General features: G+C 54.7%; 18 protein-coding genes. 9 read left to right on the top strand and 9 right to left on the bottom strand.

Translation table 11 applies throughout. The annotated features are described in order from the left end of the window. Nucleotides 1-7: 7 nt before the first annotated feature. Nucleotides 8-2782 carry an autotransporter outer membrane beta-barrel domain-containing protein gene (locus IM317_RS07910; RefSeq protein ID WP_193362470.1) on the bottom strand — a complete coding sequence of 925 codons (2775 nt, stop codon included), beginning with the start codon at nt 2780-2782 and terminating at the stop codon, nt 8-10. Between the two features lie 451 nt (nt 2783-3233). Here IM317_RS07910 and hemB point away from each other — a divergent pair, with 451 nt between their 5' ends. Beyond that, on the top strand, nt 3234-4208 hold the full coding sequence (gene hemB / locus IM317_RS07905; protein ID WP_033144734.1) for a porphobilinogen synthase: 975 nt from the start codon (nt 3234-3236) through the stop codon (nt 4206-4208). A gap of 120 nt (nt 4209-4328) precedes the next feature. Beyond that, entirely contained in the window at nt 4329-6053 is a 1725-nt protein-coding gene (locus tag IM317_RS07900; RefSeq protein WP_033144733.1) for a lysophospholipid acyltransferase family protein, read from the top strand. Nucleotides 6054-6122: 69 nt separating this feature from the next. Here IM317_RS07900 and tauD read toward each other — a convergent pair whose 3' ends face one another. The 7 genes from tauD to IM317_RS07865 all read right to left on the bottom strand — a co-directional run bounded on the left by tauD (nt 6123) and on the right by IM317_RS07865 (nt 13105). Then, nucleotides 6123-6974, bottom strand: a complete 852-nt coding sequence (tauD, locus tag IM317_RS07895; protein WP_033144732.1) for a taurine dioxygenase — start codon at nt 6972-6974, stop codon at nt 6123-6125. Beyond that, complete coding sequence (gene tauC / locus IM317_RS07890; RefSeq protein WP_010427972.1) at nt 6971-7798, bottom strand: taurine ABC transporter permease TauC; 828 nt, start codon at nt 7796-7798, stop codon at nt 6971-6973. Before tauC ends, tauD begins: the two co-directional genes overlap by 4 nt. Further along, complete coding sequence (tauB, locus tag IM317_RS07885) at nt 7795-8562, bottom strand: taurine ABC transporter ATP-binding subunit (protein WP_023334655.1); 768 nt, start codon at nt 8560-8562, stop codon at nt 7795-7797. Before tauB ends, tauC begins: the two co-directional genes overlap by 4 nt. Before the next feature lie 10 nt (nt 8563-8572). Further along, nucleotides 8573-9535 carry a taurine ABC transporter substrate-binding protein gene (gene tauA, locus IM317_RS07880; RefSeq protein ID WP_023293188.1) on the bottom strand — a complete coding sequence of 321 codons (963 nt, stop codon included), beginning with the start codon at nt 9533-9535 and terminating at the stop codon, nt 8573-8575. Nucleotides 9536-10148: 613 nt separating this feature from the next. After that, a complete protein-coding gene (gene mmuM, locus IM317_RS07875) occupies nt 10149-11081 on the bottom strand; it encodes a homocysteine S-methyltransferase (RefSeq protein ID WP_033144731.1) in 933 nt (310 codons plus the stop codon). Next, on the bottom strand, nt 11068-12468 hold the full coding sequence (gene mmuP, locus IM317_RS07870; protein WP_023334652.1) for an S-methylmethionine permease: 1401 nt from the start codon (nt 12466-12468) through the stop codon (nt 11068-11070). The genes mmuM and mmuP overlap by 14 nt, the downstream gene beginning before the upstream one ends. A 253-nt stretch (nt 12469-12721) precedes the next feature. Continuing rightward, a complete protein-coding gene (locus IM317_RS07865; protein ID WP_033144730.1) occupies nt 12722-13105 on the bottom strand; it encodes a GFA family protein in 384 nt (127 codons plus the stop codon). A 168-nt stretch (nt 13106-13273) separates the two neighbouring features. On the opposite strand from IM317_RS07865, the gene IM317_RS07860 reads away from it, so the two are divergent. Both IM317_RS07860 and IM317_RS07855 read left to right on the top strand, forming a co-directional pair. Continuing rightward, nucleotides 13274-14383, top strand: a complete 1110-nt coding sequence (locus IM317_RS07860; protein ID WP_033144729.1) for an AI-2E family transporter — start codon at nt 13274-13276, stop codon at nt 14381-14383. A 120-nt stretch (nt 14384-14503) separates the two neighbouring features. Beyond that, complete coding sequence (locus tag IM317_RS07855; protein WP_033144728.1) at nt 14504-16288, top strand: diguanylate cyclase; 1785 nt, start codon at nt 14504-14506, stop codon at nt 16286-16288. On the opposite strand, the gene IM317_RS07850 is transcribed toward IM317_RS07855, so the two are convergent. Further along, nucleotides 16285-16578, bottom strand: a complete 294-nt coding sequence (locus IM317_RS07850; RefSeq protein WP_071884809.1) for a hypothetical protein — start codon at nt 16576-16578, stop codon at nt 16285-16287. The two genes, IM317_RS07855 and IM317_RS07850, sit on opposite strands and share 4 nt — an antisense overlap. A gap of 365 nt (nt 16579-16943) precedes the next feature. Between IM317_RS07850 and IM317_RS07845 the strand changes: the two genes are divergently transcribed. From IM317_RS07845 to catA, 5 genes are all read left to right on the top strand, one after another. Continuing rightward, nucleotides 16944-18017, top strand: coding sequence for a catalase family peroxidase (locus IM317_RS07845; protein WP_033144727.1), 1074 nt, complete (start codon nt 16944-16946; stop codon nt 18015-18017). Further along, on the top strand, nt 18014-18601 hold the full coding sequence (locus IM317_RS07840) for a cytochrome b (RefSeq protein ID WP_045143162.1): 588 nt from the start codon (nt 18014-18016) through the stop codon (nt 18599-18601). Before IM317_RS07845 ends, IM317_RS07840 begins: the two co-directional genes overlap by 4 nt. Nucleotides 18602-19001: 400 nt before the next feature. After that, nucleotides 19002-19496, top strand: a complete 495-nt coding sequence (locus IM317_RS07835) for a molybdopterin-dependent oxidoreductase (RefSeq protein ID WP_039263874.1) — start codon at nt 19002-19004, stop codon at nt 19494-19496. Nucleotides 19497-19513: 17 nt separating this feature from the next. Beyond that, a complete protein-coding gene (locus IM317_RS07830) occupies nt 19514-21445 on the top strand; it encodes a bifunctional diguanylate cyclase/phosphodiesterase (RefSeq protein WP_033144726.1) in 1932 nt (643 codons plus the stop codon). A 63-nt stretch (nt 21446-21508) separates the two neighbouring features. Continuing rightward, nucleotides 21509-22186 (top strand): type A chloramphenicol O-acetyltransferase, encoded by a 678-nt coding sequence (catA, locus tag IM317_RS07825; protein WP_033144725.1) that lies wholly within the window; start codon nt 21509-21511, stop codon nt 22184-22186. Nucleotides 22187-22307 lie beyond the last annotated feature (121 nt).

The following is a 22307-nucleotide window of genomic DNA, read 5'->3' as shown; positions in this document are numbered from 1 at the left end:
TTATTCATTACCAGGTATATTTCACGCCCAGATTTGCGCCCCAGTTCTGATCAACGTCGCCGCCGCCCAGATAAGTGGCATCGGTGTACGCACTGAAGTTCTTCGTGAAGCTAAACTGGGTGCCCAGCCCTACCCGCACAGCGGAGCCTTTCACGCCGTTATCAATGCTGTCACCGTTAATATCGGCATTGTTATCGGCATCGTCATAGACGTAGGCCAGTTTGAAGTAAGGCGTCAGAGCCTGTTCGCCGCCGTAGTTGAAGGTGTAACCCGTATCAACGCCGAGTTCATAACGCAGGCTATCGTATGATTGTCCATCTACGCGCATGTCATTGCTCAGACAATAATCATCACCAGACTGGAACAGGCCAGAGACGGCTGCATATGGCGTAACGTAGCCAGAGAGGTTTGGTTTCCAGTCATAGCCCAGCTTCAGCCCAAAACCAACAGCATCATTCGTGGTATTGCCGTCAACATACTTACCGTTGCTCATGTTGGCAGAGAGATCGCTGTTGAAGCGCGTGTAGCTCAGGGAGCTGTCGAGGAACAGATCGTTCATGAACTTCGCTGACGCATAGATCATCGCTGTCTGGCTATCCTGATCGACCTGACCGGTACGATCGCTGATATCACCCTTCGCGAAACCTGCCGCACCACCGACGATCCACTTCGCGTTATTACCGTCAATCTGGGTGTCCAGACCCACCATAATACCACTCACGTCCTGATCGTAGCTGATAACGCTATTGTCACCGTCGAAGTTGCCACCGAAGTAGCTCACCCACGCCCCGCCGTTATCCGTCAGGCCGTGACGGCTGTTGGTCAGACGCGTGCCGACGGTATCCTGCTGCAGATTCCAGATATTGGTATTGGCAGATGGGATGCTCAGCGCCATGTTGGCAGAGTCGGTCAGCTCTTTCTGCTGGAGTACAACGGCGTCACCCTGCTGCTGTGCCTGGTAGGTGTAAGCACCTAAATCGGCTTTGTTTGCGGCAGTAAAGCTGGCTGTGGTATCCGCGTTATTGTCATAGACGCGAATAATCTCTTTGTTTTTGTAATCGGCAACGGAACCGGCACCGGTCGCATCGTCGATGCGCACCTGGTAGTTACCTGCAACGTCACCGTTTACTGACAGATGGCCATCAGAGTTAATCGCCACAACACCGTAGTCGTAATCGGCATTGTACTTATCGTTAGTGATATAGCGTGCGTTGTTCAGATCGCTGTTCAGGACGTAATCACGGCTGGCAACGTTCAGCACCCCGCCATCGGTCAGTTCCATATTGTGCGTATCAACCTGACCCAGCCCCAGCGCCAGCTCAGCACCGTTATCCACGGTGATGGTGTTGGCATACAGTTCGGCCGTTTCTTCCGTCAGTGCCGCACGGCTATAGCTGTCCAGATACAGATGGTCGGTCGCCACAGCACCGCTGTCTCCAATATTCATTGATGAAGCATTGGTCAGGGTGATGGAGTCCGCCAGCAGACCAGAGTCTTCAACGTTAACCTGAGACTGGTTGTTTACCGTCAGCGTGTCGATATTAGAAAGCTTGCGGGTATCCCACTCAGAGCCATTATCCAGCGCGATGTTAAACAGCCCGCTCTGATACACCGCTTCACCCGCAACGTGTCCGTTGCTGTCATAAATGGAATCCGGCCAAATGCTGTTAGGGGATAAGCTACTCCAGTCTACGTTGCTGTAGCCCAGGCCATACATCTGCGCTGGGCCAATAGCCTCGACGCTGGACTGTGCTGCACCGACCCATTTGCTGCCGTTGGTCAGGGTGACATCCAGCTTATCGGTGCCATCCCAGCCGTTGGTGGTTGGGTTATAGACACCGTCTGCAGTCGTATCCGTTGCCGGATCGCCGTTCGGATAGAAGTTGTTGTCGAAGGTGCTGGAGAACAGAATATCGCCAGTAACGGTGGAATGATCGAACGTGGCAGTGGTCTGCATCGCGTTATCAGACGAGCTAGCGGCAACGATCAGCGCCGCATCATCCGCTGCCGTGGCATTCGTTTCACCGTAGTCGCTCGGCTTCGCGGTTTGACCGTAGAACCCGCTGGTTCCCAGATCGCTGTACGCGCCTGAGGTCAGAACGGAGTCTTTCACCACCAGCGTGTCGGTAAATACTTTGCTGCTGTTGGCTACGCCTTCAACACCGTCGTAAGGAGTGTTATCCGACTCCTGATAACCCTGCGTCAGGGTAATACCGGCAATGTGGGAATTATTCTGGATAACAATATCGGACTCTACATCCAGGGTAATCGCATTACCCAGATTATACGTGTCCAGATAGTGTCTTTCCGTATTTTCCCCATTCACGACGTCATACGCATAATGCTCATAGGTATCGTTAATGGTGGAATTATCTACGGTCAGGCTAAAACGATCGTATTGAGAATGGTTGGTGCCATCGGTATCCAGGCCTTCAGCACACGAGGAGGTCATACACTTAGAGGTAATCATGCCATTAATGGTGCTGTTGGAAATGCTTAACGCATTCGCCCGCCCATTGATGCCATCATCCAGATAATATGTTGAAATAACACCATTCACGGTGCTTTTATTAATCACCGGATAAATATCGCCGTCGTGGGTCGCGTCTGAGTAATCCCAGTCGGCATAGCCATAATACCAGGGAGTGGAAGCGGTATTATCGTATCCGAATGTATTATATGTCGTACCGGAAATATCCTTCGCATTGGCCTGAGAAGCGATAGCCAGGGTGCAGGCTAATGCAAGTTGAGATACAACGAGTTTCTTTTTCCATGTTTGCATTGGGTCATCCCTCCTCAGGGACGTAAGCAAGTTTGTCCATCAATGATTTTGCAATGTTTAATTGCGGAGGGAATTATGCATTTTCATTTCGAAAAGGTTCAATGAATGTTTCCATTAAGTCCGTATCCAGACTAATAACACATCAAAACCGAGAAAGCATCTGTCACTACAGATAAATATTATAAAAACAAAGCATTAAAATACAGACACAACAATAAGACACATATAAAAATATATAATGAATCATTTTCAATGATGTTTTCTATTTAATATAAAAACAATATGAATAACTCATCTCCATTTCGGCGTTATACTGCCCTGCATTATATATTGATGCCAGAAAGCCAGCCCCATCACATTTTACAAAAATAAAATGCCCACTTTTACCAAAACACCTGTCTTCACTTTGAGGTACACTAGCCTTCTTTGTTCCACAAACATCAGGCATACCATGACCGATTTAATTGCACGTCCCCGCCGCCTGCGCAAGTCACCTGCACTGCGCGCTATGTTTGAAGAGACAACCCTGACCTTAAACGATCTGGTGTTGCCGGTTTTTGTCGAAGAAGAGATCGATGACTACAAAGCCATCGAAGCCATGCCGGGCGTAATGCGCATTCCGGAGAAATATCTGGCGCGTGAGATTGAACGCATCGCCAACGCGGGGATCCGCTCGGTGATGACCTTCGGCATCTCTCACCATACCGATGCCACCGGCAGCGACGCGTGGAAAGAAGATGGCCTCGTTGCCCGCATGTCGCGCATCTGCAAAGAGACCGTGCCGGAAATGGTGGTTATGTCAGACACCTGCTTCTGCGAATATACCTCTCACGGCCACTGCGGCGTGCTGTGCGATCACGGTGTCGATAACGATGCCACCCTGCTGAACCTCGGCAAACAGGCGGTCGTGGCTGCCGCTGCCGGTGCGGACTTCATCGCGCCCTCTGCCGCAATGGACGGACAGGTTCAGGCGATCCGTCAGGCGCTGGACGCGGCGGGCTTTACCGACACCGCAATCATGTCTTACTCCACCAAATTTGCCTCCTCATTCTACGGCCCGTTCCGCGAAGCGGCCGGTACGGCGCTGAAGGGCGATCGTAAAACCTATCAGATGAACCCGCTGAACCGTCGGGAAGCGATTCGCGAATCCCTGCTCGACGAAGCCCAGGGCGCAGACTGCCTGATGGTGAAACCAGCGGGCGCGTATCTCGATATCCTGCGCGACATCCGCGAGCGCACCGAGCTGCCATTGGGCGCTTACCAGGTCAGCGGCGAGTACGCGATGATCAAATTCGCCGCGCTGGCCGGTGCGATTGATGAAGAGAAAGTGATCCTCGAAAGCCTCGGCGCCATCAAACGCGCAGGCGCGGATCTGATCTTCAGCTACTTCGCACTGGATCTGGCCGAGAAGAAAATCCTGCGTTAATCCGCTCTAGCGCCGGGTAGCGGCTTCACCTTACCCGGCCTGCTCTAATCTTCACCAAACTGCAATACAACCGACATCTGCTCCTTCTACTGTCTTCGCAAGACGGCAGGAGGAGTAACCATGTTTAGCCTCGATAGCGTTCTCGACGATCTTTGGCCTCAGGCGAGGCCTGCACCCTGGCAAAAAAGTCTGTTAAAAAGACTGTTTTACGAAGACGAATTTCAGCAATTTGCCGCAGCACACCGCCACCTGAAAGGACTGGATATGGTGGAGCAAGTTCTGGAACACCTTGATATTCTCTGCACCGTTTCCGCCCGCGATCTTGAACAAATCCCCGAACATGGCCCGCTGGTCATTATTGCCAACCACCCGACGGGTACGCTGGATGGCCTGGCGCTGATGTACGCCGTCTCCCGCGTGCGACGCGACGTTAAAGTCGTGACCAACCGGATGCTGACCCACCTTGAGCCCCTCAGCTCGCTGTTTATTCCGGTGGACAATATGGGCGGCAGGACGGCGAAATCGTCCCTGGTGCAGATGGAACAGCATCTGCAAAACGCAGGCGTGCTGATCTTCTTCCCGGCCGGAGAAGTTTCCCGCCCCACGCGCAAGGGCATTCGCGATAAAAAATGGCACTCTGGCTTTATCAAACTCGCCAGCAAGCTGCGCGCCCCGCTGCTGCCGGTGCATATTCAGGCGCATAACAGCCTGCTCTTCTATGCCAGCACGCTGGTCTCCCCGACGCTGTCCATGCTGCTGCTGATGCAGCAGATGTTCCGCCGCCGCCATAGCCAGCTGCCGATTAAAATCGGCCAGCAGATTGCCTGGCATCACTGGCACAGCGCCACCCTTTCGTCGCGTGAGATGGCCGAACAGTGCCGTCAGCACGTGATGCGTCTTGGCAAGGGATTGCCTGGCGTCTTTAAAACCCAGTGCGCCATTGCCCGTCCGGAAGACCGGGCCACCCTGAAACGCGCGCTGGCGCAGGCCGAATGTCTGGGCAATACCAGCGACGGTAAAACCATCTATCTTTGGCAGCGCAACGGTCAGGAAGACGCCCCGCTGCTGCGCGAGCTGGGCCGCCTGCGCGAGATTGCCTTTCGCGCGGTCGAGGAAGGGAGCGGCAAACGCCGTGACACCGACTGCTACGATGATGATTATCTGCACCTGATCCTGTGGGATGATGAGGATCTGGAGATCGTCGGCGCGTATCGCTTTATGCCGACCGCCAGACAGGTTGAACGTCGCGGTCTGGAAGGGTTGTATAGCTATAGCCTGTTCCACTACGACGACAAAATGCAGGACGTGCTGGAGCACGGTATTGAGCTGGGGCGCAGCTTTATTCAGCCGCGCTACTGGGGACGCCGTGGCCTGGACTATTTATGGTCCGGCATTGGGGCCTACCTGGCGCGTTATCCGAACTACCGCTACCTGTTTGGCCCGGTCTCCATTTCCGGCGGCTTACCGCCTGCCGCGCGGGATCTGCTGGTGGCCTTTTACCGCCTGTGGTTCCCGGCAACGCATCCGCTCGCCGCGTCACGTCAGCCGTATCCCGCATCGCTGCCGGACGTGCTCGCGCAGTTTGGCGGCGTGGATTACGTGGACGATCTGACAAAGCTGAAATCCCTGCTCGGCAATCTGGGCTGCGGGATTCCGCCGCTCTACAAGCAGTATTCCGAGCTGTGTGAACCCGGCGGCGTGCAGTTTATTGATTTTGGCAGCGACCCGGCGTTTAACGACTGCGTCGACGGACTGGTGCTGGTGGATTTGTGTTACCTGAAGGCGAACCGGTATCAGCGGTATATTGAGGCGCATTTAATACCCTCACCCCAGCCCTCTCCCTAACAGGGAGAGGGTGAAAACCGCACCGGGCAGTCCCCTCGCCCCTTTGGGGAGAGGGTTAGGGTGAGGGGATCAAGGCGCACGGTAGAACGGCTTATCCCCCAGGATCGTCGCCCGCTGCATAATCCGGCGCTGCGGAAGATAGTCCGCATTGGCGTAGTGCTGCGTCACGCGGTTATCCCAGATCGCCAGGTCATTCTCCTGCCAGCGCCAGCGCACCTGAAACTCCGGCCTGGTGATATGCGCGAAGAGGAAGCTTAACAGCGCCTCGCTCTCTTTCTCCGTCACATCCACAATGCGCGTCGTGAACCCTTCGTTCACGAACAGCGCCTGCTTGCCGGTGACCGGATGGGTCCGCACCACCGGGTGCAGCAGCGGAGGATGTTTCGCAACCGCCTCCTGCCAGCGCTGATGCTCCTCTTCCGTTTTGCGGTACTTGTACTCCTGGAACGATTTTTTGAAGTCGTGCTCCGCCCGCAGCCCGCTCAGCAGCGTCCGGAACGGCGCGGAGAGCGCCTCATACGCCGCAATCCCGCTGGTCCACAGCGTATCCCCCCCGGTTTCCGGCAGCAGCTTCGCCGCCAGAATCGCCCCGGCGGGCGGCGTCTCGATAAAGGTCACATCGGTATGCCAGTTGTCGTTGTCCGGCGGGTTATCGTTGTGGGTATCCAGAACGATAATCTCCTCCACCCCCTCCGCATGCGGATAGACAGGGTGGATATGCAGATCGCCAAAGCGCAGGGCCAGCGCGCGTTGCTGCTGCGGGGTGATCGCCTGTTCGCGCAGGAAAACAACCTGATGACGCAGCACCGCGTGGTACAGCTGCTCGAACTGGTTATCGCTCAGCGGACGGGTCACATCCAGGCCCGACACCTGCGCGCCAATGTACGGCCCCAGCGGGGTAATAGTCAGACGTTCACTCATTGTATTTCTCCATGCCAGGGCGTAAGGCGGCGCTGTAACGCGCGCAGCCCCAGTTCTAATCCGAAGGCGATCGCGGCGATCACCGCGATCCCTGCCAGCACCACGTCAGTCGCCAGGAACTCTCCCGCCGACTGCACCATAAACCCAAGGCCGCGCGTGGCCGCAATCAGCTCTGCCGCCACCAGCGTGGACCAGCCCACGCCGAGGCCGATGCGCAGCCCGGTTAAAATTTCCGGCAGCGCGCCCGGTAAAATCACGAACAGCAGCACCTGCGTGCGGCTGGCCCCCAGCGACTGCGCCGCGCGGATCCGCACCTGCTGGGCGCTCTTCACGCCCGCCAGCGCCGACATGGCAACCGGGGCGAAAATCGCCAGATAAATCAGCAGGATTTTTGACGTTTCACCGATGCCAAACCAGATCACCATCAGCGGCAGATAGGCCAGCGGCGGCACCGGGCGGTAAAGCTCAATCAGCGGATCGAGAATACCGCGCACCGTCGGGCTTAAGCCCATCGCGATCCCGACCGGTATCCCGATAATTACCGCTGCCAGCAGCGCCACCAGAATACGCGCCAGACTGGCTCCAAGATGCTGCCAGAGCGTGGCATCCATAAAGCCCTGCGGCCCGGCGATGGTAATGAGTTTGGCCAGCACCTGGCCCGGCGGCGGCAGAAACAGCGGGCTGACCCACTGCTGGGCAGCAACCGCCCACCACACCGCCAGCAGTACCAGCAGCGTACCGACGCTCAACGTGATTTGGCGCGAGAAAGGCCAGCGCAGCGCCAGACGCGTGCGGCGCGTTTTTTCACTGAAGACGATGCTCATGAGAAAGCCTCCCGTTGTTCAAACACGCGGCTTAAGACGTATTCACGCTGTTCGATAAACAGCGGATCGGATTTGATGCTGCGCACGGGCTCTCCCGCGACGTAGCGGCGGGCGAAATCCAGCGGCAAGCGCTCCAGCACGCGGCCCGGCCCCGGCGAGAGCAGCACCAGCTCCGTCGCCATAAACACCGCCTCTTCGATATCGTGGGTAATCAACAGCACCTGCTTGCCCGTCTCGTGCCACAGGCGCAGCAGCAGGGTTTGCATCTGCTCGCGGGTGAAGGCATCCAGCGCCCCGAACGGCTCGTCCAGCAGCAACAGCTGCGGATTCGCGGCCAGCGCGCGGGCAATACCGACGCGCTGCCGCTGGCCGCCGGAAAGCTGCCAGATAAAGCGTTTTTCCGCCCCTTCCAGCCCCACTTTTTTCAGCATCGCCCGCGCCGTTTCCAGCCGCTGTTCGCGGTTGATGCCCGCAAGCTGTAGCCCAAACGCCACGTTTTCCTGCACGTTGCGCCAGGGAAGCAACCCTTCGTTCTGGAAGACCACGCCGCGCTCGGCGCCCGGGCCTTCCACCTTTTTGCCTTCCAGTTGAATAGTGCCATGCTGATAAGGGACAAACCCGGCGATCAGATTCAGCAGCGTGGTTTTTCCGCACCCGGACGGGCCCAGCACCACCAGCAGCTCACCGCTGTCCAGCGTCAGGTTGATATCCTCCAGCGCGGGTTTCCCGCCGTAATCGGCGTACAGGTTCGTAATATTCAGCATGGCGTACTCCTTATTTCACAAAACGATCGGTCACGTACTGGCTGTAATCCGCCGCTACCGCAGGCACTTTGCCCTGCTCTTTCAGGAAGGTGGCGGTATCCACAATCGCTTTGTTCACCGGCCCGGTCAGCTGCTGCACCTGCTGCGCGGGGGTCAGATAGGTATTGCCTTTCACCAGCCCCGGCACGTCCGCTTCCGGCACGCCGCTCAGGCGGGAGAGTTTTTCCAGGTTGGCGGGCTGCTTCAGCCATTCATCCGGGTTGCTGATATACGGCTGCTGGGCGTCAATCGCGCTTTTGGCGAAGGCTTTCACCACCTCAGGATGTTTCTCGGCAAAGTCTTTGCGCACGACCCACACGTCGAGGGTTGGTGCGCCCCACTGGCCCACTTTTTCAGAGTCGGTCAGCACGGTGCCGTCTTTTTCCAGTTCGTTCACTGCCGGAGCCCAGACGTAAGCCCCGTCAATATCCCCGCGCTGCCAGGCGGCGATAATCGCCGGCGGCTGCAGGTTGATGATTTGTACCTGACCCGGCTTGATGCCCCAGTGTTTGAGCGCCGCCAGCAGGCTGTAGTGGGTGGTGGAGATAAACGGCACGGCGATACGTTTGCCGATCAGATCTTCCGGTTTGGTGATGTTCTTCTTCACCACCAGCGCTTCAGAGTTACCGAGCTGCGAGGCGAGCAGGAAAACCTCGATCGGCACCTGCTGGCTGGCCGCAACCGCCAGCGGGCTGGAGCCGATATTGCCGATCTGCACGTCGCCGGAGGCTAACGCACGCACGACGGACGCCCCGCTGTCGAACTTGCGCCAGTCGACTTTCGCGCCGCTCTCTTTGGCAAAGGTGTTGTCCGCCTGCGCGACTTTCGCCGGTTCCGCAGAAGTTTGATACGCGACGGTGACGTCCACCGCCTGCGCCTGAAATGCCCACAGCGCCAGTGCGCCGAGAAGTGTGATTCGCGATGAAATTGCCATAGTGCCTGCTCCCCTTGTTGTTATGAGGGCAGTATTTCCGGCGCGGGAATTTTGATAAAGGAATAAAAATGAATCGCTCATAACGATTCGTTTTTAGATAAAAAGCGGGAAAGGATAGCGAATTTTGTGCGGTTCGTTTTTTTCCCTCTCCCCGTGGGCGGAGGGTTACCCAGTAATTTTTTCACCTGAAGCGATGCATGTGGTATCTGGAAAATAAATGGCTTAAAGCGATGTTTCGGTCCGGCTGTAAATCGCCGAAGCGTTTCCGTAAGGCCGGGGCGAGGCGCACGGATGCGCCGAGAGGGCGTGGCCTGCAGGGATGCAGGCTCATGCCCGACCCGATAGCCTGAAGGAATAAGCTGAGGGCACCGCGAAGCGGCGATTTACCGCCGGGAGCCCGGGTCGCCAGGGCGGCGGCGATTGAGCCGCCCTGGCACGTTCACAGGCCATGTCGTTACAAAGTAGCAAGGAACATGAAGTGAACGGAATGACCACCACAGCCGTATGTTCCCCCTCACCCCAGCCCTCTCCCTTGAGGGAGAGGGAGCCGTCCGTGGAGGTATTATTATGTGGGGATCCCTCAGCCTCGTGGGAGGGGATCAAGGTGAGGGCATCAGCGCTGCGCGTTCAGCTCAGCAATGTCTTTCGGCGTGGTCCGACAGCATCCGCCAATCAGCCTAGCCCCAGCATCAAGCCACTGCGGCAGATACCCTACCAGCGTCTCGCACGCTTCGCCGTGGTGGTGCCAGGTTTTGGTTACCGCGTCATAATGCTCGCCCGAGTTCGGATAGACCACCAGCGGCAGCGACGTCAGGCTTTGCAGATGCTTCAGCGCCGCCGTAGTGTTTTCCAGGGCGATGCAGTTAATGCCCAGCGCGACAATCTGCGGAGAGTTTGCCAGCGCGCTGACCACCTCACGCAGCGGCGTGCCGTCGCTCAGGTGTTCGCTGTCGCGCAGGGTAAAGGAGAACCACGCCCGGGCGCGGGGGTACCCGGCCAGAAGCGCCGCCAGCGCCTTGATCTCCACAAACGAAGGCAGCGTTTCGCAGGCCAGCAGGTCAGCGCCCGCATCCAGCAGCGCTTCCACGCGCGGGCGGTGGAAGGCAGTAAACTCCCCGGCGCTGCGCACGTAGTCGCCGCGATACTCTGAGCCATCCGCCAGATACGCGCCATACGGCCCAACGGATCCCGCCACCAGCAGCGTGCCCGCGTGCGGGTTTTCGGCCAGATACGCTTCGCGCGCCTTACGCGCCAGCTCCACGCTTTTACCGATCAGTGCGCGGGACTGCGCCTCGTCCAGACCGCGCGCCGCAAAGCCCGCAGGCGTGGCCTGATAGCTGGCGGTGATCGCCACCTGTGCCCCCGCGCGGTAGTAATCGAGATGCACTTCGCGAATGAGTTCCGGGTTTTCCACCAGCACTTTGGCTGACCAGAGGCTGTCTGCCAGGTTACAGCCGCGCGCTTCCAGCTCCGTCGCCATCGCGCCATCCAGCACCACAAACGGCTGTTTTTCAAGGATGGCGGTAAGCGGGTTATTCTGCGACATGTTCAGGCTCCTGCGATGTCATATTTCGGGTCAGGTAGTACGCACCATAACACAGGGCGACAAACGGAAGCCCGCAATAAAGGGCAATGCGCTGGCTCGGGTCAAACCACAGGCCGACACAGGCCACCACGCAGAGGATAAAACCGAGCACCGGCACCAGCGGATACCACGGCGCGCGGTACTGCAGCGCAGAGAGCGGCTGCCCGGACTGCAGATGACGGCGACGGAAAACGAAGTGCGACGCGCAGATGCTGATCCACACCGCCACCACCGCAAAGCCAGAAATCGCCGAAAGCGCGACAAACACCGTGTCCGGGGCCACGACGCTGGAGAACAGCGCCAGCACGCCGCCGAGCATAGAAACCGAGAGCGCCGTCAGCGGCACGCCGTTTTTGTTCACGCGGGCAAAGCAGCGCGGCAGCGTTTTCTCATTCGACAGCGACCACAGCATGCGCCCGGAAGCGTACAGGCCCGAGTTCGCCGCCGAGAGGATCGCCGTCAGGATCACGAAGTTAACGATGTCTGCCGCGTAAGGAATACCAACCTTTTCAAACACCAGCACGAACGGGCTCTTTTCCACGCCCGCCTGCTGCATCGGGATCAGCGCCGCCAGCACAAACACGGTGCCGATAAAGAAGATAATCAGGCGCGCAATGGTGGTGCGGATCGCAACCGGAATCACCTTGTGCGGATTTTCCGTTTCGCCCGCCGCGATGCCGATGAGTTCCGTCCCGGAGAAGGCAAAGTTCACCGCCACCATGGTCATCAGGATCGGCAGGCCGCCGTGCGGGAACCAGCCTTCGGCAGTGATGTTGCTTAAGCCCGGCGCGGGGGAACCGTCCTGCATCGGGATAAAGCCAAAGACCGCCGCCCCGCCAAGGATAATAAAGGCGATGATGGTGATGACTTTCACCAGGGAGAACCAGAATTCGCCTTCCGCAAAGAAGCGCGTAGAGATGACGTTCAGGCCAAAAATCACCACGCAGAAGACCACGCACCAGGCCCAGACGGGCACCTGCGGGAACCAGTACTGCATGCAGAACCCCGCGGCGGTGAAGCTGGAGCCGAGCGCCACCGTCCAGGTGAGCCAGTAGAGCCACGCCACGGTGTAGCCCGTCGCCGGGCCAAGATAGCGGGCAGCATAGACGTGGAACGCGCCGGTTTCCGGCATCGCCACGGAAAGCTCGCCCAGACACTGCATCACCAGCCAGACCACCAGCGCGCCTATCAGGTACGCCAGCAGCGTGCCCGCCGCCCCGGTCGTTGAAATGATGTATCCGGTATTGAAGAATAACCCTGTCCCAATCACACCACCCAGCGAGAGCATAATCAGGTGGCGTGTTTTCATGGTGCGCTTGAGCTGCCCATTTTCTTGTTGTGTTTGCATATTACCTTCTATACGTATGGACATCTAAACATCCAAAGAAGGTGTGTTATACCGCGATTGTTAATAAAAAGCTAGATGACCAGACGCAAACGGGCACGCCTCGCGCTGAGTCTGGGGTGGGTAGTGAGGATCACATAGAGAATCGGACGCCAGGCCATAAGCACCTCCGCAAGCAGATACTTACAGCATGGAGCGGGAAAAGGCGATCTTCGGTCAGTCGAAAGTGGTAACGATGAACCCTCGGATCATACTTTTACGCTTCCCTCATGGTATGTCGCCACCAGGCAGGCATCATGTCGTAGAAGGAGTGATTTTCCGGGGCAAACTCCGACTGATCCGAATCGTCAAACACGCCAGTAAAAAAGGCAATGGTGGGTGAATCATCAATCGCGCCAATTGAACTGCCGCAGGTGGGGCAAAACGCCCGGCTGGAGTAGTCCGACGATCGCCATGTCGCCGGACGTCCGCCCGGACCGATCCACTGCACGTTTTCCGCCGGGAACTCAATCCATACGACGGTTTGTGCGCCGGTGTGTTTCTGACAGATATCGCACGAGCAGGTGTGCACATTGCCCCCATTCGCAGCGGTAAAGCGAACCGCGCCGCATAAGCACCCACCTGAAAAGACCTTTTCCATGCTGTCGTCCTGAGCTGTTTAAAATCTCATCAAAACATAACACATTATTGAGGTCTGTATGCCGGGTCTGGCGCGAAGCCATCGCCCGGCACGCCGGCGGCAGAATTATTGGTAAATCCTCAAATCAGTTCTATAGTCGACTCTGCTTATTCGTTACCAGGAATCACTATGCGCTTTAATGGACTGACCAAAGGTTTCTTCATTTTTATTCTCGCCCTCGTCACCTGGGCCTTCTTCGACATACTGTCGCCCTACTTCTCCGCGATACTGTGGGCCGCCATTCTGACCGTCATCTTCAATCCGGTAAAAAACAGGCTGCGCGCCGCGCTGGGGGATCGCAACGGGCTCGCCTCGCTGTTGACCATTGGCATTATCTGCCTGATCGTCTTTATACCATTGATGGTTATCCTCTCCTCGCTTGCCATTGAGCTGAACGTGGTTTACACGAAGCTTCAGGAGAACAACACCCAGTTTCCGGAAGTGGTGGCGAGCATCTTCAACCATCTGCCTGACTGGGCCAGCGGCTTCCTGGCGGATCACAACCTGACCAACGCGGCGCAGATCCAGAAAAAACTCTCTGATGTCGCCCTGCAGGGCGGGCAATATCTCGCCGGCAGCGCGTTCCTGATTGGCAAGGGCACGTTTGGCTTTGCGATTAGCTTCGGCATCATGCTTTATCTGCTGTTCTTCCTGCTGAAAGACGGCCCGTATCTGGTGCGCCAGATCCTTGACTCCCTGCCGCTGTCTGATTTCGCCAAACAGCACCTGTTCGCCAAATTCGTCGGCGTGTCGCGAGCCACGGTAAAAGGTACGGCGGCGGTGGCGGTGGTTCAGGGCATCCTCGGCGGGATTGCGTTTGCTATTGCCGGTATTGACGGTAGCGTGCTCTGGGGGGCGCTGATGGCCTTCCTCTCGCTGGTGCCCGCCATCGGCTCGGCGATTGTCTGGGTTCCCGCCGCCATCTTCCTGTTCGCCACCCATCAGCTTTGGCAAGGGCTGTTTATTGTCGGCTTCTTCGTGATTATCGTCGGGCTGGTGGACAATATCCTGCGCCCGCTGCTGGTCGGGAAAGACACCAAAATGCCGGACTACCTGATTCTGATCTCCACCCTCGGCGGCATGGAGCTGTACGGCATTAACGGCTTTGTGATTGGGCCGCTCATTGCCGCGCTGTTTATCGCCTGCTGGAACCTCTTCTCAGGGCGCGATCACGAAGGTAACGCCGAAGAGCTGGACCCCGACTTCATCGAAGAAGGAAAAAATCCTCCAGAATTGTGAGGATGTGACGATATAGATCACACCAGGCGGCGCTGTGTCGCCTTTTTTTTCGCCTTAAATCAAACGTTTTCTATAATTTGAAAGAACGCCATCCTACTCATGTCGTAAAAGGATCATCAGGTGCGAATCGCGACGATAACAAACTGGGCCTATGGTGCCACGGTCTGCCTGACCATCGCCTCCGGCATCATCATGCTGATGGCGTCCAGCGCTGATACCCTCGAGCGTCAGGCCGTTGAACAACGGCAGAAATTTGATCAGCTCACGGAAGATATCGAAACCGATATCTGGGCCCAATCTGATTTAGCACGGCTGTACGTCATTAAAAAAGATCCTCAGGTTCTCAAGGAATATAACCAGGCGGAAAACAGCCTGAAGAGCATCGAGCTTCGGCTGGAAAAGTTGCAGGATAACGGCGCATCGGATGAAGAACTGGCCCTGCTGCATGAAGGAATAAAGATCGTCGATGAGCTGCAGGACGAACAGCAAACCGCCCTTTCCAGCCTTGAGCGAGGAGAAGACGCGCAGGCCGTTGCGCTACTCTACGGTGCGCCCTATGAGCAGGAGCTGGAGCGCGCGCAGAACCAGCTCGATCACTTCCGCCAGATACTCGACAAACGCGTCATCGCCTCCGTTCAGGACGCGACAAAAACATCGAAAGCGCTGCGTACGGCCTCTGAGCTGATGGTCGGCCTGACCGCCCTGCTGTTCCTGTTTGTTCTCGGCTTTATATTAAAGCGCCGCGTGCTGCGCCCCGTGGTGCGCCTGAGCGACGTGGTGCACCGCCTGGCATCCCAGGATTACGCGGTTGAAACGCCCAATTTCAACCAGATTGATGAGATTGGCGATATGGCCCAGGCCATCCGCATCTTCCGCGAAAACGGCCTGGCGCGACAGCGTCTGGAAAAAGAGCGCGATGCCGACTGGGCCATCCGCGAGCTGCTGGCGCGCATGACCCAGCGGCTGCAGGGGTGTGAGAACTTTAACGATGTGATTAACGTGGCGGAGCTGTTTGCGCCTAATATCGCGCCGGGGATCGCGGGGCGACTTTACGTCCTTGACCGGGAGCCATGGCAGATGCGCTGCGTCGCACACTGGCTTTCACCGGTTGGTGAAGAGACGAGCTTCCACCCGGACGAGTGCTGGGCCGTGCGCCGCGGGCAGAGCCACCCGCCGGTAAACGGTGAGCCGGATATCGCCTGCTACCATCTTCCGGCATCGCAAGCTGAAAGCTCGCTGTGCGTGCCGCTTATCGCCCAGGGCGAGGCCATTGGCCTGCTCTCATTCCAGAATATTACGGCGGACAACGCCCCATCCCGCGCCTATCTGGAACTGATGGCCGAAGCGCTCGGTCTGGCGCTGGCCAACCAGCGTCTGCGCGACGCGCTGCTGGAAAAAGCCTTGTTCGACCCGCTCACCGGCCTGCGTAATCGTCATCATCTGGAAGATACGCTGCAAACCCAAACGGCACAGGCGATGCGCACCGGCGAGCCGTTAAGCTGCATGATGATCGACATCGATCACTTCAAGAGCATCAATGACCGCTTCGGCCATGAAGCGGGCGATCAGGTGATTAAAAGCGTGGCGTCAATTGTTCAGCGGGCCGCACATGACAACGGGCTCGCATTCCGCTACGGGGGCGAGGAGTTTCTGGTCCTGCTTCCCGGTGCCGATGAACCAGAGGCGCACGCCTGCGCGCAGAAGATTTACAATAGCGTGCATGAGCTGTCGCTTCGCTACGGGCTGACCGAGATTGGGCCGGTGGATGTGTCGATTGGCATTGCCAGCTACCCGCAACATGCCCAGACTGACAACCTGCTGCGCGCCGCGGATGTGGCCTTGTACCGGGCGAAAGAGCTGGGCCGCGCGCGGATTGTGAGCTTTGGGATGCTGGAGGCGGGTTAGCTATTATTTTCACGCCACTGCTTTACCATCTCATCCGTAACTTCATTTTTATAACAAATGGGAGCATAGCCTCCCGCTTTACTCCATGCGCTGCGTCTGCCGCAGGCGCTTCCGTTTCTGGCCCGGTTAAAAGGACAGGCGCATACTCCGGGATAAGATGCGATCGACTCTGCAATAACGTTCTCTTTAACCTGTTCACTGGAAACTGAACTGTTTTTTGCCATAGCGATGTCCGCAACAAAAAAGCAGCACACAGCGCAAAGCACCATCAAGAATGGTCTTTTTTTCATTTTTTGATTCGTTTTAAGGAAAGGTGTGCACACGATAAGCGGCGAATGAAAGAGATAATCTGATTTACATCAATGAATCTAATTCGTCAGGAACAACAAACCTTACACGTTCTCGCTTGAGAAATAGAAAACTTTAAATTACATATTTCGTCACTATTTCTCAGTAAGAACCTGTCCTGCCACAATTACCGTTGTGATAAGTAGCCCTCCTTTGTGACGGCGAAAAGGTTTAAACTTTTCGTGATATTCTTTCTTTACGCCCCTTAATTTTTATACTCAAACCATATTCGCCACTGTATTAACACATGTCACGCGCAATACGTTGTGCATGACATGTGAAGATATTTTGTTATGGAAAAACGTCTATGTCGAAACTGGATTTGAGATCCAAAAAAACCTGGGGCGCGCTGGCATCGATCGCCGTTGTCGCCGGTACGCTGGCATTTGCTTTTGCATGGACGGCGGGCTGGCTTGGTTCACGCACGGTCAGCCAGGCACTGGTGGGTGAAACACCGAAACCCTTCCCGCCGGGTTTTCGCCGCGCGCATGGAAAAGGCATCTGCTTTGCTGGCACCTTTACGCCAAACAGCTCGGCAAATTCTCTTTCAACCTCCCGCCTCTTCTCACAGCAGGAAGTGCCCGTGGTGGGCCGATTCTCTATTGGTACTGGCGATCCCCATGCCCCGGATAGCACGACCAAAACCCTGAGCATGGCGCTGCTGCTGAAGACAGATGACAAGCAGCAATGGCGAATGGCGATGAACAACGAGCCTTTCTTCGCCACGCACAGTCCGGAAGGTTTTCTGGCCTTGCGAAAAGCCACGGCTGTCGATGCAGCCACTGGCAAACCGGATCCACAGCGTCTCGCAGACTTTTTGAAAGCGTACCCGGAGGCGGAGAAATACCTTAAATGGGCGGCACAAAAACCCGCGCCCGGCAGCTTCGCGGGCGCGACGTTTTACAGCATTAACGCCTTTTATCTTGTGAACTCGCAGGGAGATCGCCAGGCCGTTCGCTGGATGATGCGTCCGCACGAGCCTTTCCTTTCTATGAGCGATGAACAACGACAGAAAGCCAATGACAACTTCCTGTTCGAAAACCTGCGTCAGCGCCTGGCGCAGAAGCCACTCTATTGGGATTACGTTTTGCAGCTCGCACAGCGGGGCGATCCGGTGGATGACCCTTCCCAGCCATGGCCGGACGATCGCAAACAGATGGTTGCCGGCACGCTGGAAGTGACGCGTGTCGAAGCACAATCCGAGGGCGCGTGCCGCGACGTTAACTTTGACCCTTCGATTGTTCCTGCAGGCGTTGCAGTGTCTGATGATCCCATCTTAAACGCCCGTTCCGCTGCCTATTCCCACTCTTTCAGTCGCCGTGAGCGGGAAATCGGCTACGGCAAGGCCACCGAAGCTGTGCAAAAGCAGGAGGTAAAATGAGCTCGAATAAAGATATGCGAGAGCACGCGCCGCAGCATTTCAATATCCTGGCGCGAAGCCTGCATTGGCTGATGGCGGTGATGATCCTGGCCATGCTTTTCATCGGTGCCGCAATGATGACGTCGTTACATCACCGGATTTGGTTAATCGACCTGCACCGGCCGCTGGGTGTCGCCATTTTACTGCTGGCACTGGTGCGTCTGGTCAACCGGCTCCTCAGCCGGACGCCCCCACTTCCTGCTGATTTGCCCGTCTGGCAGGTGCTTGCAGCAAAGGCATCACACTGGATGCTGTATGGGTTAATGCTGGCAATGCCGCTGCTGGGCTGGGCGCAACTGTCGGCAGCCGGGCTGCCGATTGTGATGTTTAGTGGCGTCAACCTGCCGGCGATTGCCCCGAACAGTCCAGCACTGTATGCCTGGTGTCACGACGCCCATAGCCTTCTGGCAAAGTTGCTTTTTGCTGTGGTGCTGGTCCATATCTCTGCCGCACTCGTTCATGCGTGGATCTACCGGGACGCAGTGTTTTCCAGCATGGCGAAAGGGGGGAAGTCGGCGTCAGCCATCCAGGATGACATGAAGTAAGGCAAGCGATATGGGACACGCACCATCAGAATGGTCGTGTTCTCGCTTATCGTCGTCATCCTGAAACAACGGACACAACCGGGGTGCGTATTTAGTCTCCAGATTCGCGCCCCAAAAAGCCAAGGACATCCTAAAATTGTCGCGGAAGTTAATATCCATCAATTAAAGCGATTATTTTTTAAACAGAAGAGCATTTATGCCCGCAATTTTAGCTTTTATCAAAAAGTTAAGCGTCGCTCTAGTATCAAACACCCTGTCACCCGCAACACCTAACCCATTGATTAAAATGGGTTTGTATCAACAAAAACGATAAAACCCCTTACTCCTCAACAAAATATATAAACTCGTGTGATATCTAAATTATAATTCTTATACTTATGTTCAAAAGGTGGAGGTCAAAATGCGATTAACCCTACTGCTGTTATGCTGTCTCGTACAAAGTGTAACCTGGGCTGGCGACCTGCCAAAACCAGTTGGTAAACCCATTTTAACGATTTACGGTAATATAGAAAATACCAATGAAAATGGAAAAGCAGTGTTTGATCTCGCCAGCCTTGAAAAACTCGGAGTAGTGAGTTTCGAGACGACATCTCCCTGGTATAATGGTCGTACGAAGTTTGAGGGTGTTCCAATGAACAAACTCATGGAGTATGTGGGTGCGAAGGGAACTAACGTTAATGTTATTGCGCTCAATGATTACTCTACCGTGATCCCTCTCAGTGACTTTAAAAAATACAACGCCATACTTGCCTTAAAGGTCAATGGCGAATATATGCGCATCCGCGATAAAGGCCCATCGTTCATTGTATACCCCTATGACAGTCTTCCTGAGTTGAATAATCAGATTTATTACTCACGATCAGCATGGCAGGTTAGCAAAATGAAGATTGAGTAGTCGTTCAGGAGAACATAATGAACAGGATACTGGTTGGTATCATTTTTTCTCTTTTTATCACGACAGGATATATTGCATTTCTTGTTTACGATCGACAGCAGGAATTGCAAAAACTGACTCAATACACTGAGTCCTGGTCCGTGGCACAACTGGTATCAGAGTATTACCGTTTTGAATCATGGCTTGGTCTATACGCAACCGATACCGATGACGTTACGATAGACCAGGTCCGCATGCGTCTTGAAATTATGCTAAGCCAGAGCGATTTAATGAAAGGGGGAGATTTAGGTCGCTATATTGACAGTGATAAAGCGCATCAGGAGCTCGCTTTGCGCTTAGAGAAAATACTGGCCTATCTGGATAGCCATCTTGAAAAAATGAGCCACCCAGAGCTACAGGCATACCTGACAAATATGCATGACCTTGATGCGCCGCTGAGCCAGCTTTCAGCAACGGCATTGACGAAAGATATTAACACGGTTAATGAATCCAACCATAAAATACAGATTCTTTATTATATTTATTCGGTGCTTTCATTATTACTGGTGATATTAAGCTTTATTCTGGGTTTCTTAATGATCTACCAGAATAAAAACATTCTCAAAGCGCACATGCAGGTTAAAAGCCTTGCTGATGAACTTCAGATATCAAAAGAAACGCTGCAAATTCAGAACTCGAAGCTTGAGTATGATGTTTATCATGACTCCCTCACCGGCATGAAAAACCGCCTTTTCTTCTGGGACGATCTCAACAAAATTAATCTTAAGGCAGATAAAAACCATATCCCCGTCACGGTGATGTTATTTGATTTAGACCGCTTCAAAGAGGTCAACGATACCTATGGCCATGATGCCGGAGATTTGCTGTTGAATCAGGTATCCAGACGCCTCACCTCAATGAGCAGCGCCACTGATACGTTTTACCGTTTGGGCGGAGACGAGTTTGCCCTGCTTTCCAGTGGCCTCACTGAAGCAGCCGCCGTTTCGCGCGCCAAAGAAATCAGCGAACATATCAGCCAGCCCTATACAATTAATAACCAGCTGATAAAAATCGCCACCTGTGTGGGTATCGTTTTATCTGATAATGAACGGCGCTCTGACTACCTTTATAAATTTGCCGATCTGGCGCTCTACGAAGCCAAAAAAGAGGGCTCACAGCAGATAAAAGTTTTCCGTCAGTGGATGCTGCAAAAGTTACAGGAAAGCAGAACCCTTGAACATGATATGGCACTGGCGATCGATAACCATGAATTCGTTGTTTATTACCAGCCTATTGTCGATTCATTCAGCAATGAAATTTACGGCTATGAAGCGCTTATTCGCTGGATACACCCGGTGAAGGGGCTACTGTCACCCGATTACTTTATTTCCGTCGCTGAGAAAACGGGGATGATCAACCAAATCGGCAAAACCGTGCTGGAGCTTGCCTGCCGGGAAGCGGTTTCCTGGGCGGTTCCGGCAAGGATCTCTGTGAACGTTTCACCCGTTCAGCTGGGCACGAAATCCTTTACGGCAATGGTACAGTCCATCCTGAAGGAGACAGGACTTCCGGCGAACCGTCTTGAATTAGAGGTTACGGAGTCATCGCTCTTCAGCGACAGCAACACGCCGATCACTATTCTCAAAAAGCTGAGAACGCTGGGTGTAAGAATTTCAATCGATGATTTCGGGACGGGTTATTCGTCGCTCTCACGTCTGAGTGAACTGAATTTTGATAAAATTAAAATCGACAAATCCTTTGTGAACCCGATATCCACGCAGGATGATGCCCTTAATATCGTTAAATTGATAACCGGCATGGCGAAGAGCCTCAATATGAGGGTCATTGCAGAAGGTGTTGAAACCGAAGCGCAGCTCGAACGTCTTCAGGCGCTAGGCTGTGATCTCGTGCAGGGATATCTGTTCGGAAAACCACAGGCTGAGATTGACAGGAAGATTAGATACGGTTGAAATGGTTGCGCGGCTTTTTCTGGCCCAAAACCCTTTAGGCGATTGATAATCAAAGGTTAAACAATGAAAAAAACAGCCCCGGAATATACGCCTGTTGATTTATCTCGTTGGGCCAGGAAGGAGCATTTTGAAGTATTCCAGTCATTTGCTGAGTGTACAATTAACCAAACGGTTCTGATCGACATCACCGCGCTGCGAAAACATATCAAAGAGGTCGGCTGGAAGTTTTACCCGACGATTATTTTCCTCCTCTCTAAAATCATGAACCGACATCCGGAATTCCGTATGGCCATGAAGGATAATGAGCTTGTCATATGGAATGAAATTCATCCGAGCTATACCATTTTCCACCCTGAAACAGAGACCTTTTCGTCATTGTGGAGCCATTTCGACGGCAATATTCATCACTTCCAGAACACCTATGCAGAAGACATTGCGCGCTACGGCAATAACCTTTCTTACTGGCCGAAGGAAGAGTCCCGGGAAAATGTCTTTTTCGTATCGTCTATTCCCTGGGTAACGTTTACGAACTTTACTATGAACATTGCGCACATGAAGAACTTCTTTTCCCCTATGTTCACGTTTGGAAAATACTACGAGCAGGATGGGAAAGTGTTGTTGCCTATGGCGGTGCAGGTCCATCATTCCGTGTGCGATGGTTTCCATGTGGCAAGGATGTTTAATGAGCTGCAGGAGATGTGTGATGGTTTGCTGGAATTGTCGGTGAGACTAAATGGCTGATACGCCAGATTCCTCTATTTAAAAAGGCAAATGTTTTTTATTTAAAAGCTTTTGAAAGATGCTGCGATAATAGGAACAGTACACAAAGGTGATAACCATTGTTTTTGTTGGATTTTTTATT

This window comes from Enterobacter cloacae complex sp. S3 (assembly GCF_014930495.1).
GTDB lineage: Bacteria > Pseudomonadota > Gammaproteobacteria > Enterobacterales > Enterobacteriaceae > Enterobacter > Enterobacter asburiae_B.
The sequence above is the reverse complement of the archived record's forward strand: the minus strand, read 5'-3'. Positions and strand labels throughout refer to the sequence as shown.